This is a genomic window from Aureispira anguillae, assembly GCF_026000115.1.
In the GTDB taxonomy this organism is placed as follows: Bacteria; Bacteroidota; Bacteroidia; order Chitinophagales; family Saprospiraceae; genus Aureispira; species Aureispira anguillae.
The window spans coordinates 6,320,734-6,338,676 of the sequence record NZ_AP026867.1; the positions used below are offsets into that span (position 1 = coordinate 6,320,734).

General features: G+C 37.8%; 11 protein-coding genes. 8 read left to right on the top strand and 3 right to left on the bottom strand.

Annotation, left to right across the window (positions count from 1 at the left end; genetic code table 11):
• The first annotated feature begins 32 nt into the window (after nt 1–32).
• The 5 genes from AsAng_RS24745 (at nt 33) to amaB (ending at nt 5,675) form a co-directional block, all read left to right on the top strand.
• The gene (locus AsAng_RS24745) at nt 33–1,988 is read left to right on the top strand and encodes a YgiQ family radical SAM protein (RefSeq protein ID WP_264789807.1); all 1,956 of its coding nucleotides are present in this window, start codon (nt 33–35) and stop codon (nt 1,986–1,988) included.
• Between the two features lie 34 nt (nt 1,989–2,022).
• The gene (locus AsAng_RS24750) at nt 2,023–2,397 is read left to right on the top strand and encodes a hypothetical protein (RefSeq protein WP_264789808.1); all 375 of its coding nucleotides are present in this window, start codon (nt 2,023–2,025) and stop codon (nt 2,395–2,397) included.
• Between the two features lie 7 nt (nt 2,398–2,404).
• Nucleotides 2,405–2,995, top strand: a complete 591-nt coding sequence (locus AsAng_RS24755; RefSeq protein WP_264789809.1) for a Crp/Fnr family transcriptional regulator — start codon at nt 2,405–2,407, stop codon at nt 2,993–2,995.
• Nucleotides 2,996–3,106: 111 nt separating this feature from the next.
• Nucleotides 3,107–3,982 (top strand): alpha/beta fold hydrolase, encoded by an 876-nt coding sequence (locus AsAng_RS24760; protein ID WP_264789810.1) that lies wholly within the window; start codon nt 3,107–3,109, stop codon nt 3,980–3,982.
• Nucleotides 3,983–4,145: 163 nt separating this feature from the next.
• Nucleotides 4,146–5,675: an L-piperidine-6-carboxylate dehydrogenase gene (amaB, locus tag AsAng_RS24765; RefSeq protein WP_264789811.1), complete on the top strand. Its 1,530-nt coding sequence runs from the start codon at nt 4,146–4,148 to the stop codon at nt 5,673–5,675.
• A gap of 139 nt (nt 5,676–5,814) precedes the next feature.
• Here amaB and AsAng_RS24770 read toward each other — a convergent pair whose 3' ends face one another.
• Complete coding sequence (locus AsAng_RS24770; RefSeq protein ID WP_264789812.1) at nt 5,815–6,729, bottom strand: TraB/GumN family protein; 915 nt, start codon at nt 6,727–6,729, stop codon at nt 5,815–5,817.
• 413 nt (nt 6,730–7,142) lie between these two features.
• Between AsAng_RS24770 and AsAng_RS24775 the strand changes: the two genes are divergently transcribed.
• Both AsAng_RS24775 and AsAng_RS24780 read left to right on the top strand, forming a co-directional pair.
• Nucleotides 7,143–7,721 carry a Crp/Fnr family transcriptional regulator gene (locus tag AsAng_RS24775; protein WP_264789813.1) on the top strand — a complete coding sequence of 193 codons (579 nt, stop codon included), beginning with the start codon at nt 7,143–7,145 and terminating at the stop codon, nt 7,719–7,721.
• 160 nt (nt 7,722–7,881) lie between these two features.
• A complete protein-coding gene (locus AsAng_RS24780) occupies nt 7,882–11,049 on the top strand; it encodes a bifunctional cytochrome P450/NADPH--P450 reductase (protein WP_264789814.1) in 3,168 nt (1,055 codons plus the stop codon).
• Nucleotides 11,050–11,224: 175 nt separating this feature from the next.
• On the opposite strand, the gene AsAng_RS24785 is transcribed toward AsAng_RS24780, so the two are convergent.
• Both AsAng_RS24785 and AsAng_RS24790 read right to left on the bottom strand, forming a co-directional pair.
• Nucleotides 11,225–14,824: a PKD domain-containing protein gene (locus AsAng_RS24785; protein WP_264789815.1), complete on the bottom strand. Its 3,600-nt coding sequence runs from the start codon at nt 14,822–14,824 to the stop codon at nt 11,225–11,227.
• A gap of 245 nt (nt 14,825–15,069) precedes the next feature.
• On the bottom strand, nt 15,070–16,662 hold the full coding sequence (locus tag AsAng_RS24790; RefSeq protein WP_264789816.1) for an outer membrane protein assembly factor BamB family protein: 1,593 nt from the start codon (nt 16,660–16,662) through the stop codon (nt 15,070–15,072).
• 311 nt (nt 16,663–16,973) lie between these two features.
• Here AsAng_RS24790 and AsAng_RS24795 point away from each other — a divergent pair, with 311 nt between their 5' ends.
• Nucleotides 16,974–17,879, top strand: a complete 906-nt coding sequence (locus AsAng_RS24795) for a flavin reductase family protein (RefSeq protein WP_264789817.1) — start codon at nt 16,974–16,976, stop codon at nt 17,877–17,879.
• The last annotated feature ends 64 nt before the right edge of the window (nt 17,880–17,943 follow it).

Genomic DNA, 17,943 nt, shown 5'->3' on the forward strand with positions numbered 1-17,943 from the left:
TTAAGTAATAAACAGCATAAAAAAAAAGTCTAATGCGAGATCAACATCAAATAACCGATTGGCTACCAACGACCAAAAAAGAAGTGGAGCGGAGAGGCTGGGAAGAACTGGATGTGATTCTTTTTAGTGGAGATGCCTATGTTGATCATCCTGCATTTGGTGCTGCTGTTATTGGTCGAATTATTGAAAGCATGGGCTTCAAAGTAGCTATCGTACCACAGCCCAATTGGCAAGATGATTTGCGGGATTTTAAAAAGTTGGGGACACCAAGGTTATTTTTTGGTGTGACTTCTGGTTGCATGGACTCAATGGTTAACCATTATACGGCCAATCGAAGACGTCGTTCTACGGATGCCTATAGCCCAGGAGGAAAAAGCGGATTTAGACCAGATTATACCACTACCGTATATACTAAAATCTTAAAAGACCTTTTTCCTGATGTTCCTGTTATGATTGGAGGAATAGAAGCTTCTTTGCGACGTGTAACTCATTATGACTATTGGAAAGATGAGCTGCTACCAACTATCTTAGAGAGTTCAGGGGCGGATATTTTGGTCTATGGAATGGGAGAGCAACCGTTGAGGGATTTGGTGCATCTCATGGATAAGGGGGTGCCTTTTTCTTCGCTTAAAACGATTGCACAAACTGCTTTTTTGGTCGATAAGGGGCAGTTGCCCAAAAATAAAAACTGGAAGGATAAGGTTTTGAACTCCCATGAAGCTTGTTTGGAAGACAAAAAGAAATTTGCCTCTAATTTTAAATTCATAGAACAGGAGTCCAATAACCTAAATGCTAAACGTTTATTGCAAGATGTAGGAGATAAAACCTTAGTGATAAACCCTCCTTATCGAACGATGACGGAGCTTGAAATAGATGCTTCCTTTGATTTACCTTATACTAGAAAACCACATCCCAAATACAAAAAGCGTGGAGCAATTCCTGCTTACGAAATGATTAAGTTTTCGGTCAATATGCATAGAGGCTGTTTTGGGGGCTGTAGTTTTTGTACGATTTCTGCGCATCAGGGCAAGTTTATAGCAAGTCGCTCTAAAGAATCGATTCTAAAAGAAGTAGACCAAATTACACAAGACGAAAGTTTTAAGGGCTATATCAGTGACTTAGGCGGTCCTTCTGCCAATATGTATCGAATGAAAGGAAAAGTGCAATCTATTTGTGATAAATGCATTAGCCCATCTTGTATATCGCCATCTATTTGTAGCAATTTGGATACTTCCCATGCTCCAATGACTGAAATTTACCGAGCGGTAGATGAGCATCCCGATGTAAAAAAGGCGTTTGTCGGTTCTGGTATTCGCTATGATATGTTGGTGCCCGAATTTAATAAAAATGCAGATGTAGCTGATTTGGAGGAGTATTCTGAACAATTGATAACGAGACATGTTTCTGGACGTCTAAAAGTAGCACCAGAGCATACCTCTGACAATGTGCTAAAAGTAATGCGCAAACCTTCTTTTAAACATTTTCATTCTTTTAAGAAAATGTTTGATCGAATCAATGCCAAACACGATTTAAAGCAACAGTTGATTCCTTATTTCATTTCTAGTCATCCCGCTTGTGAGTTAGAGGATATGGCAAACTTAGCCGCAGAAACTAAGGATATGGGGTTCCAATTGGAACAGGTGCAAGATTTTACACCTACACCAATGACCGTAGCTACTGTGATTTATTATTCGGGGTATCATCCATATACTTTACAACCCACTTTTACCCCCAAGGCAGAGGATGAGAAAAAAGATCAACATCGTTTCTTCTTTTGGTACAAACACGAGAATCATCGCTGGATTAAGAAGGTGTTAAATAAGGCAAATCGCCAAGATTTAATCAATCAACTATTGGTTTCTGCTGCGCCCAAAGGTGCTGTTCCTAAAGCAAAAAAAACAAGCCAAGGACGGCGAAATAAGTCGTACAAAAAGGATTATCACAAAAACAAAAAGCGCAGAAAGCCTAATTTTAAGAAAAAGACTTAGTGGCAAAGGATCATATTGGTAACGTTTATTTTCAATGAAAAAAATAATCCTATTTAATTTCCTTATTACTACGATTTGGATCCCTTATTCGATGCAACGTTGGTTAGAGATGCCCTATGCTGAAGGTGTGCTGGAAGATGTTCTTATCTTTGGAACTTTTTTTATGGGTACAGCTTTGGCCTTCAGTAATGTTTTGTTGCTATTGAGCCAGAAATGGACTAAATATAAACGACAGTATCTAAAGCTAACGATGATTTTTTTGGCGGGACTCTTTGTTTTTCCAATATATTCAGGCCTTGTTGTAGGATATGAAGGGCAAGCAATTTGGATGGATATAGTTGTGTTAGGTTGCTTATATATGAATCTCTCGCTGTCGAATAAGGAATACCAATTGTTAATTCATCAATGATTTTCTTTTGGAAAACGCACTCAATACATATCAAAAATCGGTGTTAGCACTTTGCCCTAAATTAACAAAAGAAGAATGGGCTTATCTAGAAAAAGGCTTAACGATTAAAGATTTGTCTCCTAAATCTTTTTTTATTCAAGCAGGAGATGTTCAACGACAAATTGGTTTTATTGTTAAGGGCTTGTTTAGAGCTTATTATGTTGATTATAAGGGAAATGAAATTACGATCCGTTTTAATAAAGAAGGAGCTTATGTGACCGATTATGTTACATTTATAACACAACAACCTAGCAATTACTATTTTCAATGCCTTGAACCTTCCCAATTGATAACACTTTCTTATCAACATATACAGGAGGGCTATGATCTTTATCGGGGAATAGAACGATATGGGCGTTTGATTGCAGAAGAAGTACTAAAAAGTCAGCAGAAACGAATTGATAGTTTTCAATTTTATAATGCAGAACAGCGTTATTTGCAATTTGTGGAAGAAAACAGAGGGCTATTCAACCGCATTTCATTAACACATCTTGCTTCTTATTTAGGTGTAGAGCGCCCTTCTCTTAGCCGAATTCGAAAAAAAATATCTAGAGAATAAGTCATTTAGATAGAACAGTACCTTCATTATGTAACAAATGTTACAGGTAATGTTGATAAAGATAATTCAACTTTGTAGGGTGATTAATTTTTGCCACTAAATACAATACCAATGAATGTCTTAAATCTAATGATGAGTTTTTTTATGCTTCAATCAGGGGCTTCAATTTCTTGTGATACAACAGCTCCTATTCAATATAAAACAATAACAACTAGCTTGGGAGATATTGCTGTACAGTTAAAAATAATTGACAAAAAGCCTCCCATCTTATTGCTGCATGGCGTTTATTTTGATCATCATTTATGGGATTATCAAGTTGACAAGTTGACCAACTATTCTACCATAACCATTGATATGCCCTTGCATGGAGGGAGCAAAGCTGTAAAAACTAAAGGTTGGAATTTGCAAGATTGTGCCAAAATGGTGCTTGAAATTTTAGACCAATTAGAACTACCCCAGGTAATCGCAATTGGGCACTCTTGGGGAAGCATGACGCTCCTTCGAGCGGCTGACTTGCAACCAGAGCGGTTCCAAGCGCTTGGCTTTTGTAATATGCCATTTAAAGGATCTACCCCCAAAATAAGGTCAAAATTTCGTTTCCAGCATATTGTATTAGGTTTCAGAACATTTTATACTAAGCAGGTAGCAAAAGCGTTATTTGGTAAAAAAATATTGAAAGATAATCCAAAACTGCTCGCTTATTTGCAACAGTCGATGGGAAAACTGACGGCTAAAGAAGTTCGGTGGACGGATAAAATAGCAATTATAGATGCAGAGGATGCGAGTCAAAAAATAAGAACGCTAAAAGTTCCCACTATTGCTCTAAAAGGAGAAGAAGATTATGTAGCTGCTCCGCTTCAGCTTCCATTGCTCATGGTAAAGGGAGGGCATGTAAGCCCCTTGGAAGCCAAAGAAGATGTTTTAGCGTTCATTTTTAAAGTAATTGCATTGGGTGAACAAAATGATACTACAAGGGTTATAAAGTAAGAAAAATAGCTTTTGAAGGCCAATGATACACAAGTTCATCTTATAGAAATAATAATTAAGTACATCTACTCTTTATTCTTAGTCTTGAATAGTATCTTTGCGCCATAGCGTAAATGAGTACAAAAAGCTCATACTTAACTAATAATTTAACGTAGTAAAACTTATGCAAGAAGTACTAAAAACACTAGGTATCCAAGAAGTAAATTTTGGAACTAGTACAGGTGTAGAATTTTTTGGTAATACGAGTCAAAATCTGATTGAATCTTATTCTCCTGTAGATGGCAAACTAATCGGAAAAGTTAGTACCACCACTAAAGAAGAATATGAGCAGGTCATGGAACTTGCCCAAGAAGCTTTCAAAACTTGGCGTTTGGTGCCTGCTCCTCAACGTGGAGAAATTGTTAGACAATATGGCGAAGCACTTCGTAAATATAAAGATGAGTTGGGCCGTTTAGTGTCTTACGAAATGGGTAAAAGCCTTCAAGAAGGTTGGGGAGAAGTTCAGGAGATGATTGATATTTGTGATTTTGCAGTAGGCTTGTCTCGTCAGTTGTATGGTTTGAGCATGCACTCTGAGCGTCCTTCTCACCGTATGTATGAGCAATGGCACCCAATGGGAGTAGTAGGAATTATTTCTGCTTTTAACTTCCCTGTGGCGGTTTGGTCATGGAATGCAATGATTGCTATGGTTTGTGGTAATGTTTGTGTGTGGAAAGGTTCTGAAAAAACGCCTTTGTGTGGCGTTGCTTGTCAAAATATCTTGGCTGAAGTACTAAAAGCAAATGATTTGCCAGAAGGTATTTCTGCTATCGTTACTGGAAATTACGAGGTGGGTGAATGGATTAGCACAGATGCTCGTATTCCTTTGGTTTCTGCAACGGGATCTACTCGTATGGGTAAAATTGTTGCTCAAAAAGTAGCGGGTCGTTTGGGTCGTTATTTATTAGAATTGGGTGGTAACAATGCTATGATTGTAACCCCTTCTGCTGATTTAGATGTAACCTTGGTTGGTTCTGTATTTGGTGCAGTGGGAACTTGTGGTCAACGTTGTACTTCTACTCGTCGTTTGATTATTCACGAAAGTGTATACAGCGATTTTGTTCAAAAACTAGCCAATGCTTATGGACAATTGCGTATTGGAGATCCTTTAGATCAAAACAATCATGTTGGTCCATTGATCGATAAAGATGCTGTAGCAATGTATAACAATGCCATTGCTGAGGCTAAAAAATCTGGCGGTAAGGTATTGGTTGAAGGTGGTGTTTTGGAAGGTGAAGGCTACGAGAGTGGTTGTTATGTAAAACCTTGCGTGATAGAGGTAGAGTCGCAGCTTGATATTGTTAAGCACGAAACATTTGCTCCGATTTTATATGTAATGAAGTATTCAACCTTGGACGAAGCAATTGCTTTGCAAAATGATGTGCCTCAAGGTTTGTCTTCTGCTATGATGACAACAAACTTGCGTGATTCTGAGCAGTTCTTAAGTGTTGCTGGTTCAGATTGCGGTATCGCCAATGTTAATATTGGAACTTCTGGTGCTGAGATTGGAGGTGCTTTTGGTGGTGAAAAAGAAACAGGTGGAGGACGTGAGTCTGGTTCTGATTCTTGGAAAGCTTATATGCGTCGCCAAACCAATACCATTAATTATAGTACAGAATTGCCATTGGCACAAGGAATTAAGTTTGATTTCTAGGCTAGGAAATATGATAAATAAAAAACGCCAGTCCTTGAAAGAGGCTGGCGTTTTTTTGTTTGGTAAACTCATTGTTCTGCTAAAAAAAATGAACTAGTAGGGTAGCTAAGCAATGAAGTATTATAAATTAAGTTTTTATTTACTTCACAGGAGTAACTTTAAACCCTTCCTTTTTTAGCAAGCGGATCACACCATTTTCACCCCCTAAATGCCCTGCACCAACAGCGTAGAACGTAGGAGTTTCCTTTGATGTTTCCATGATTTGAGGAATCCACTTGATATTTCTATTGTCTAATAATTCAGCTTGATTTTCCATCTCGTCCAATTCACCTTGCATGGCATCTAGCATACCATCTATATCTTGTTCTTTATAGAACACCACCATTTTGGAAAATTCATTTTCGCTGCCTTTACCCTCTTTTAGGTTTTTAATCATTTCAACCAATGCTTGAGCTTGGGTTTTGTAAGGGATAGAATTAAAAACAGACATTTGATCTGCTACTGTTTCTAAACCACCAAAAGCCATGTCTTCTTCTTTGGCTTTGGAAGTAAGTTCCATTTCATACATTTTGACTGGACCATCAATCATTTCCATGTACAAAAGGGATTGTAAAAGCATAGGTTGCCAATTTTGAGCCATTGCAAAGGTCATTTTTGCTTGAGGAGACTTAGCCTCTTCTGTAAAGTACGTTTTGATGAGCTCATAATCTTCTTCAGAAACCAGATCCTTAAGCGTTTCTCCTCCTTTCATCGGTGCTAATTTCATCATCTCAACAGCCATAGCCATTTGCTGACTCATGTCCATTTCCATGACTAATTTTTTTGTCTTTTTAAAGGCCTTATCCATGGATTTATTCCAAAAGAAATCCTCTGCTCCAATCATATGAATGGTGCCAAAGACATAAGAAGGCTTAATGCCTTTGCCCGTTACTTTCCAAAGTAAGCTTTTGGTCAGTTTCTCATCTTTGGGGGCATCTTTTTGTGCAGTTGCAGGAGCTAAAGAGCAAGTCCAGCAAATTACAATAGTTAAGAGGGTAGATAATGTTTTAAGCATTGACATAATTATCGTTTATTTTATTGAATAGTTTATACTACATGGTGTAATATTAATCGTTTGGTAATTTTTTGCTTTTTCCTTTATAGCTTTAGCTACAAACTAGCGCAGTTAGTACGCTATCACTTGTGAGGTCGCAAGCTCTGTTCGGGTTTTTAACGGAGTAATGTTTCATTTAAATAATGAAAATTTACTTAAAACAGTTCAAAAGGGTTGCCAAATAACGACAAAGTGCCATTTTTACAGGTCAAACAAAGGTTAAGGCTCGAATATAAACTTGTAATAAAATGTTAAAGAGAACCGATTGCACTGAAAATTGTTGGGTATAGGAGCTGCTAATAATTGTTAAAAAATATCTTATTTTGTATTGAATGATGTTTTGTTATGCTCAAAAGACATCTAAAAAGAGGACTATGGAAAACTTATTAAAAATAATCAACCAATATACTCCATTGGATAAACAGATGGAAATGGAGTTGATAAATATTGTCACAAAAAGGGTCATACCAGCAGGAGAATATTTGTTGAAAGCAGGACAAATTTCTTCTTCTATTTTATTTATCGAGCAGGGAGCGGTCTATTATTATAAAATTGACAAAGAGGGAAAAGAGCGGGTTGTACATTTTACCTTTGAGGGGGACTTATTTTCTGATCTAGAATCTTATTCAACAGGCATTCCTTCCAATTTTTATATAAAAACACTAGAACCGTCTATTGTTTACCGCTTAGAAAAAAGACATTTGGATAACTTTTTGGAAAAAGATTTGCGTTGGGAACGTTTGATGCGCTTATTTATGCAGGATGCTTTAATTAAGATTGTTGGCGATAAGAAAAATAGAGGAACACTTTCGAATACAGAGCATTATGTAAAGTTGGTCGAAACTTATCCAGATTTGTTAAATCGTGTTCCTTTGTATTTGATTGCCTCTTACCTTAATATTACTCCTGAAGGATTATCTAAAATTCGTCGTCGAATAATTAATAAGCGGTAGTTATTCAGCATTACTCCGTTAAAAAATCAACGGAGTATGAATTCAGATTACTTCTTGAAAAAGTTCAAGGAAAGAGGTTAGGAGATCAATTAGTTTTGTCTTTATGTGAAATTATTTTGAGCAATTTCAGTATTAAAAAAGATAAACTAAATGATATATAATGGAGAAAACGATGCTAAAGAGGACTAAAATCCCTCAAGACCAATCCCTTCCTTTTTTAGGCAATCTACTCGAATTGGATAAGAGCGAAGGAATGATCTCAAACTTTGAAAGAATGGCTGAAAAACATGGCGAAATTTATCGCATGGACTTTCCTTCTAGTACCGTTCTTATTGTTAGTTCTCATCGCCTAATCAATGAATTGTGTGATGAAACAAGGTTTAGAAAAAAATTAACAACCCCTCTTGAAATTATTCGAGATTTTGCAAAAGATGGGTTGTTTACGGCCTATGGAGATGAGCCGAATTGGCATAAGGCACATCGTATTTTGACGCCGACCTTTGGTCCAATGTCCATTAGAGCTATGTTCCCTCAAATGCTCGATATTGCAGAACAATTGATGCTAAAATGGGAACGAATGGGAGACAATGCTGTCTTTGATGTCCCTGATGATATGACACGGCTTACCTTGGATACGATTGCTTTGTGTGCCTTTAATTATCGTTTTAATAGTTTTTATAGAGATGAGATGCACCCTTTTGTACATGCCATGGTAGAAGGGCTTGTTGAAGCAGGAGAAAAAGCAAAACGATTGCCATTGCAAGATAATGTGATGTTTTGGGTTCGAAAAAAGTACGAAAGTAATATTGAATACATGAACCGAGTAGCAGATACGATTATTCAAAAGCGGAAGGGAGATGGTCTTGAAGAGGCTCCAGATGATTTGCTCAATAAAATGCTTGTTGGTAAAGATCCTGTTACTGGAGAAAAGTTGACGGATGAAAATATTCGTTATCAGATGATTACATTTCTAATCGCAGGGCATGAAACAACCAGTGGTTTGCTTTCTTTTGCTTTGTACTATTTGAGTAAGCATCCTGAGATTTTAGCAAAAGCACAAGCTGAAGTAGACGAGGTTTTGGGTAATAAAAGACCAAAGGTAGAGGATATTAATCAATTGTCGTATATCAGCCAAATTCTAAAAGAAACCTTGAGATTGAGTCCTACGGCTCCTGTATTTGCTGTAGAACCAATAGAAGATACGATGTTGGGGGATAAATATGCCGTAAAAAAAGGCGAAATTATTTTAGTCCTACTTCCTGCGTTGCATAAAGATCCATTGGTTTGGGGTGAAGATGCAGCATTGTTTAAGCCTGCACGTTTCTCAACAGAAAATTTCAAAAAATTGCCTCCCAATGCTTGGAAACCCTTTGGCAATGGAGCTCGTGCTTGTATTGGCCGACCATTTGCCATACAAGAAGCTATTTTGGTATTGTCTATGATTTTGCAGCGCTTTGAAATTGAGTCGGATGATCCTAACTATGAACTCAAAATAAAGGAAACACTGACCCTAAAACCAGAAAATTTTTATCTTCGGGCAAAACGAAGAAATCGCATTATTGAAGACGAAACCCCATCTGTTGAAAGGAAACAATCCAGTAGCCAAGATGAGCCATTAGAAGAAGTAGAGAACCCTCAACTCGTTGTTTTGTACGGCTCTAATAGCGGCAGTTCTAGGAATTTTGCTTTGCAATTGGTGCATAATGTGACAAAAAAAGGATTTACTGCCAAAATGGGAGAGTTGGATGCTTATGTAGATCAAATTCCCAAAGATAGTAAGGTGGTGATAATAACTGCTTCTTATGAAGGACAGCCAACGAATGATGCGAAAAACTTTGTACAATGGTTGAAAAAAAATAGCACCATAGATTTAAAGGGCTTAGCGTATACGGTCTTTGGTTGTGGTAATAAAGATTGGGCAAATACCTATCAAGCTATTCCTATCTTTTTGGATCAACGGTTACAAGAACTAGGCGCAACACGATTTTTTGAGAGGGGTGAAGCCGATGCAAAAGCAGATTTTTTGGGCAATTTTGAAAGATGGGAAGAAGCGCTTTTAAATGTTTTAGAACAGACGTTAGAACACTCAAAAAATCCTAATAATAGGGGGCAACAATTGGCGGTTGAAATGATTAAAACACCCTCCAAGCTACAGCACCTTAAGCAAAAACAGTTGAAAGAAGGACGAATCCTAGCAAATAAGGAATTGGTTGATATGACCCATGAACTTGGACGTTCTAAGCGGCACATTGAAATTCAATTAACGAATGGAATGACTTACCAAGCGGGCGATTATTTGACAATTTTACCCTTTAATACTACCGATAATGTAGCAAGAGTTTTAAAGCACTTTTTAATAGCTCCAGACACAAAAATTATTCTAAAAGATCAATCTCAAACTGCTCTATTGCCTTTGGGTTATCCTGTTGCTGTTGGAGAAGTGCTAACACATTATGTGGAATTGGGGCAGCCTGTGACCCGTCAGCAGTTAGAAACTTTGGTAGATAAAACGCCTTGCCCCCCTGAACGAATGGAATTGGAAAAATGGCTACAAAAGGATATTTACACCAAAGAAGTTTTTGAGAAAAGGGTTAGCCTTATTGATGTCCTTCAGCGAATAGGTTCTTGTAGTCTAACGTTTGATGAATTTTTGGGGATGTTGCCAGCCATGAAACCTCGTCAATATTCCATTTCTTCTTCTCCTGTTGTTGATCCTAGCATCTGTAGTTTGACCGTTGCCGTTGTAGCTGCTCCTGCTTGGTGTGGTCAAGGCAATTATCAAGGAGTTGCCTCCAATTATTTGGCTTCTCTAAATATTGGGGATGCTGTATGGATAGCCATTACGCCTTCCAAACAGGCATTCCACTTGCCTGAGAATATTCAAACGCCTGTTATTATGGTTGGTGCTGGTTCAGGGATTGCACCCTTCAGAGGATTTATACAAGAACGAGCAGAACAAATTGCTGCCGAAAAGATGCTCTTATTTTTTGGTTGCGATCATCCTGATGTAGATTTTTTGTATAAAGAGGAGCTTATGGTTTGGCAAGAACGAGGTATTGTAGATGTCTGTCCTGCTTATACTTATCAAGTTGATAATGGTATAAAATATGTTCAGGATCGAGTATGGAAAGAGAAAGACCAAATCTGGGAAACCTTAAAAGAAGGCGCTGTGGTTTATGTTTGTGGTGATGGCAAATATATGGCTCCTGCGGTGAGGGCTACCTTTGTTCAAATTTATAAAGAACAGATGAGTGCGAAGCAGGAGGAGGCAGAAAAGTGGATGGATCAATTAATTGAAACGGGACAATATGTTTTGGATACCTTTTGATAATCAACTGCGTAGTGCTCATGTGATAATCGAATACGATTAGCTACGCTGCTACTACGTGGTTTTTAACGGAGTAATGTTTTGATGCATTAAGCAAATAAAAAAATAAGAGTCATCTTAAACCCAACGGTTAAGATGACTCTTACTAACAACATCGTTAATGTGGCTTTATCGATTAGTTTTTAATAAATCGTTTTGAAACGGCCATGTCTTTATTTAATACCGTTACGACATAAACACCATTGGGTTCATTTCCAAAGTGGATTTGCTGTTGGTATGTTTTTACTTGATTGACTTCTTGCCAAAATACACGCTGTCCCAAGGCATTGTGTATGACAATTTCGATTGCCTCTTGTGTTTTCATAAACTCAATATCCAATAAGAACTTGTCCTGTATAGGATTCGGGAGGATAGAAATATTAGCAGTATTTTCAACTTTAGTAACATCAAGGTTATCAATAACGGTAATATTTAGTGTATCTGAACTACTACAAGCGCCATTGGTAACCGTCAAAATGACCTGTTGTACACCATCTGTTGTAAATGTAAAACTAGGGTCGGCTTGGGTAGAGGTTGTATTATCTGGGAATTTCCAAGAATAAGCAGCTGCATTCGTTGAGTTGGTAGAAAAGAAATTAGCAATTCCTCCTTGATTCAGATAGATACTTGTTGCACTAGCAGAGGCTACGGCAATAGGATTGTTTAAACTATTGATAACAGCAGTGCTAGAGACTTGTATTCCTTGTCCATCTTCTACCATAACGGTATAGCTACCAGCAGAAAGATTATTAAAAATATTGCTGGCTTGAGCAGCTCCTCCATTGATGCTATACATAAAATTACCATCTCCACCCAAAGCAGTTACTTCAATAGAGCCATTCGATAGACCACAATCGGTATGCGTGATAGATGTGCCAGAAGATAATGGTGTTGGTTGATTCACACAAAAATCAGTCGTATCTCTATTGCCATAATTTGTACCAAATGCAAGTGTATCGCCATTGGCATCTGTTAATAGGTAATAACCAGAACCGTTGCTACAACAAAGCCCATTGCTGGCAATATCAATCATAATTAAACGGTAGCAACCTGCTGCCAAACAGACAGGAGTATGGATAAGTTGGTTGTTTTGCCCACTCAAGCCAAAAAGAGGACTAGAGTAAATAACATTGCCTGCATTATCTTGTAAGTCCCAGGCAACATCAATAGGACTATTATCTAATTGCAAGTTAAAATCTAGAATATTGGGCTGATAACTAACTGGAACAGCTTTGGTAATGCTATCTACTCCGTTTATGTTTTGAACAATTAGCGTAACATTATAAATTCCAGTTGCAGGATAGACTACTTTGGGGTTTTGAGCAGTTGATGTACTCGGAGACCCTCCAGGAAAATGCCAAGTCCAGTTAGGAGCATGATCCACTGATGCATCTGAAAACTCAATCGAATCCGTTGTACAAATTTGATGCGTACTGTATCCAAAATTAGCAGTAGGTGGAGTGGTTACAGGTTGCTTGATGGGTGATTCCCAAATTCCTCTACCATAGGTACCTGCACGAATTTTTCCAATAGTATAATTGATTTCTAGATCATTCACAATAACATTGGGCAAACCTGTCATATATTGTTGCCAACCTGCTAATAGCGTATCGGTATAATATATTCCTACATCCGTTCCAATATAAATACCATCTGCCGAACCTGTTTGATAGATTAAACAATTCACAGGAATATTGGGCAAGTTACTCGAAATATTGACCCAAGTGGTTCCGCCATCATCTGAGCGATATACTTTGTTGCCTGCTTGAAAACCAGAGAAGGTCACCCATAGTTTTAAAGGATTATTAGGATGTACCGTTATTGAAGACATTGCAGAACTCGGAAGCCCAGCAGTGATGTCAGTCCAAGATGAACCACTATTAGCAGTTGCAAAAATTTGATTGTAAGTACCCGCATAGAAATGCGTATAACCGTCAGAAGGAGCAATCGCTATGTTACGCAATAAATCACCACCTAAGTTAAAGGAAGAAATAGGGCTATCAGAGTTTCCTCTATCTAGTGTTAGGTAGACCTGATCAAAACCTGCCAATAGCATATCATTATCTTGTGGATTCATTGCTAATGGAGTTACCCATGCACCGCTTCCTGATTTAGAAGGGAAAATGTTCGTAAAGGTATGTCCTCCATTGATTGAGCGTTTAAAGCCACCATATTGAGAACTTGTATAAACCACCAAAGAATCAAAAGGAGAAATTAGCGTTTCCATCCCATCTCCTCCATTGGTGTGGAGTGCTACCCCATTATTCAATAAATTACAGCCATTATCTTGCGTTCCGCCAATAATTTTGTGTGGGACTTGTTCCGACCCTCCAATCTTATAAAATTGAGAAATACTTAATCCTGCCGATAAATCGACAAAACTATTTCCTCCATTGGTGGATTTGAAGATACCTCCGTCACTACCACAGTATAATTTATTGCCAAATATTTCTAAGGTATGAATGTCAGCATGAGTATATCCAACTGTTGGTGGATAGTACCAATGAGATTTGATGGTATAGGTCAACCCTCCATCGGTTGATTTCCAAACGTTGATGCCTCCAATGTAAATTTCATTGGCATTAGTAGGCGAAGCAACAATTGCCATGTCGTACCAACTTTGTCCAGAGGTGGTATTAGAACCTGTCATTCCAGAAGCAAAGATGTTAGGGCTATTGGCTTGTAAGGAAAAAGAAGTGCCACTGTTGGTCGAACGGTAAAGACCATAAAAACTACCATTACCACTTGTTCCACAAACAAAATAAACATAATTAGGATCGGCAGCAGATACTGCAATTTCGGCACGATTGATACTAGAGCTTTGAGGCAAACCTACATTTACCAAATTCCAAGTAAGTCCTCCGTTCGTAGTACGATAAAAAGATTGATTGGCTAGATACATTGTATTGGGATCTCCTGGTTTGAGTTCCATATCTCGCCAACTACCTGAGTGCAGTAAAGACCAAGTTGTACCACCATCCGTACTTTTGTGACATCCAGTTGATGAAGCCAAGAAAACGGTGTTGTGATCTGTCGGGTGAATGATAACTTTAAAAATTTTAGATCCAAAGATAGAAGCAGAAGATGGCATTACTTCGTGCCAAGTAGTTCCTCCATCAGTACTTTTTAATAACCCAATACTATAGGTGTCATTAGCGTCATCATCACCTGTTCCAATATAAATTACATCACTATTGGTATAATCAATAGCGATAGCGGAAACCCCTAAAGATTGTAAATGATCGGTTAGAACAGTCCATGTGTTTCCTCCATCGGTTGATTTCCAGCAGCCCCCAGCAGGCGCTCCAACATAAATGGTATTGGGATCATTGGGGTCTTCTGCTATGGCATTAACCCGCCCCATACCTGGGTTGTAAGAAGAGTTGGTCCAAGAAAAAGGTCCCATTGGAGTCCAATTGGCGTTGCGAGCTCCTGTATTGGAGCTAGAAGGGAAGGTTCGTTGGAATTTTAAATGTTCTTTCCATGCATAATTTTGGGGAGGACGAATGCCATGAGGAAATACTCTAGGCTCCCAAAAGGCTTCCCAACGTTTGTATTGTTTCCAGCCATTGCCTCTTGTATAGGGTTTATTGCCCCAATCGGCATTAAAGGCTTGTTGAATATCATAGAAATTAGTGGAGCGATTGTGCATTTTGCTTACCCATGGCTGTGCACTCAGCGAAGAAGAAAGCAATATGCCTAAAGTGGCAAATAGCCAAATTGTTACAAATTTCATTAATTTGATCGTTTGTTAAGTGAATAGTGATTAATTATCTGGAGAATTGCAACTTCGGAGGGGACAACAAAGCTACTAAAAATGTGTTAACGAGGTACTAAAATTTTATCATAATCAATACAATATTTTGTGAATCTGTACAAATCAAGTAGTAAGATAGCTTTTTGGAGAGAAAATAAGTACTTAATTACTATTTAATAAATACTAAAATGAAAAATATTACAATGTAGTATGCTGTTAGTGAGTTAATTATTGATAGGAGGATCTTTTTCACCTAAGCAATATAAGTAGCCATTTCGAGAGGCAATATACACTCTTCCGTGGTCTACAACAGGAGTTGATTCACAGCGTATTTTTACTTTTGTCTTAAGCTTAAAGTTCATATCCTTGTCGAATTCAAATAGATAAATGCCCTTGTAGCTGGCAGCAATGATCTTATTTTGAACGATAATAGGAGTGGAAATAGAGGGACCAATATACTGTTTGAATAAGAGTTTGGGGGCAGGGAAATAATGGCTGCTATCGTAGGTAGTAGTAGTGGTAAAAGAAGCGAGTTGGTCGGTATCCACAACATAAAGAAAACCATCAATAGCAGTGAAAGCAGCTATGTTAGGTTGTTTAGGAGCTTTATAATAATAATTTACAGAGGAGGAGCCAATAATTCCTCCCTCCCAAGTAGAAAAAGGCTTGTTTTGAGTGGGGAAAAACCATTCCACAGCCTGTTGAGGAGCTTTGCTGGGGTTTAATTTTAATAATCCTCCTTGCCCTTTGATGTATTGTTTTTCTATAGAAATAAGCAAGCAGTTGTCTATTGTTACAACAGGAGAGCCATCAATATCAGAACCAACCCAATAGTCCCAATCAATAGCATGAGTAGCTAAATTATATCCCCAAATATGCCCCGAACCTGAAGCAATGTAAATGTGATTATGGAGCAATGCAGGGGAAGCTTCTGTCACTAAGTTTCCTCCATGCGCCACAATGTCTTTGGGCAGATAGAGCGTATCGCTATTGTTATAAATTTTAGGCTGTAAGAGCTTATTTCGGAAGGAGGCTTTGCTAGGGTTAGGGTCTAGTACTGTAAAAATGCTATTTTCTAAACCAATATAGGCTGTGTCTCTGACAATCAGCGCAGAGGCATCTACATCTCGGCTATAACTGGCTGTTTTTACACTGTTCAGACTCCATAGTTCTTCGCCTGTAAAATAAGAAATGGCTCGATAGCTAGGTATGGTTGTGGCATAGTTGCTTTTGCCTGCTCGACTTCCTTGCAAAATAATACAGAAATGTTTTAAAGAATCTGCTAGTGGATTTAACCAGATCGTTCCTGTACCTTTTATAACATCATCAAATTGGTATTGCCAAATTAATTTCCCTGTTTCAGCATCTATTTTTTTTAAGTGATGATCATAAGCGCCTTGAATAAGATATTTCTTTCCATTTTCTTCTACTAACAAAGGCTGACCAGTCCATCCTGCTCCTCGCCATATTTTGGTTTCTTTGCCAATACGAGTAGTTCCATGCCCTAGTTTATGTTTCCAAATAACCTCCAATTGGCTAGGGGCACTATCTCCATAATAATTTCGCATAGCATTATGTAAAAAACTTGCATTGAGTATTTTTAGATGATGAGTAACAGATGGAGCGGTGTTAAATGTTCCTTGATAGGAACCTATTTGTGGTTGAGCGGGAGAAAGAAGGGAAGGAACGGGGAGTGAAAAAATAGTAGCTTTGGGTTCTTCGGCTCTAGTATGGGTGTATAATAGATAGAACAGTATAATGATACAGCCCAGTGTACTAATAACAATACCTATTAATAATTGTTGGGGTTTATTCATCTTCTATTTTTTAACATTAGAGGAGGCTGACTATGGATGAAAGAGCCGCCTAGACTTAGGGCGATTCTCTTGCTTATGAAAATCTTTGTTTTTAAAACTACTTGATAGCAAAAGAAAATCCTTAACTTTGAATAACTACTTGTAAAATGATAAACGTTGAATAGAACGGGTAGATTGTTAAAAGACTAGTTATCCATTTAAAATTTTACACAATATACTTAAATTAATTATTGATGTTGTTTAATTGGGTTGTAATCAGTCTTTTATGGATTGTAATGAAAAATTAAAAAAAGCCAAAATTTGTAATAAACATGCGCAGCATTATTCCTGGTGAGATAGAAACAAAAGATTTGCATCAATTTATATTGGGGGCAGTAGCTCCTAGACCTATTGCTTTTGTGAGTACGATTGATGATAAGGGCATTGCAAACATTGCTCCTTATAGCTTTTTTAATGCTTTTAGCTCCAACCCACCTGTACTGGTTTTTTCATCTAATAGAAGGGTCGCAGATAATACAACCAAAGATACTTTACACAATGTTCAGTTGAATCAGGAAGTTGTTGTGAATGTAGTTAATTATGATATTGTGCGTCAGATGGCACTGGCTAGTATTTCTTATCCTTCAGATATTAGTGAGTTTGCAAAATCTGGTCTAACGCCCCTTGCTTCAGATGAAGTAAAGCCGTTTAGAATAAAAGAATCACCAGCGCATTTTGAGTGTAAAGTGAGTGAAATTATCACGCTAGGAGAACATGGAGGAGCAGGGCATCTAATCATCTGTAATGTCTTAAAAATGCATGTTAGCGAAGCCGTGATAGATGCAGATACCAATAGAATCAATCCTCATAAAATTGATTTAGTTGGAAGAATGGGACGTTCTCATTATGTGCGTGCTAGTGGAGACAACATCTTTGATCTCTATCAATCGGTTTTAAAACCAGCCTTAGGCTTTGATGAGCTGCCTCCTCATATCTTAAATAGCAATGTATTGACAGGAAATGATATTGCTCAGTTAGCAGGTTTGTATGAGTATCCTAAAGATGAGTTGATTCATGAATTGTTAATGACAGAAGAAATTCAAGAGGTATTAATCAGCTCAGAGGCTCCTGATGATACGATGTTAGATGGTTTGCACAAATTAGCAAAAAAGGCTTTGAATGAAGGGAATGCAGAGCGAGCATTTGGTTTAGCAATGGTTTTTGAAGCAATAGGTTAGATCATTAGTCCGTTTGAAAACACGTAGCTAATTGTGTTCGGTTACTTTATGTGTCCTACACCGT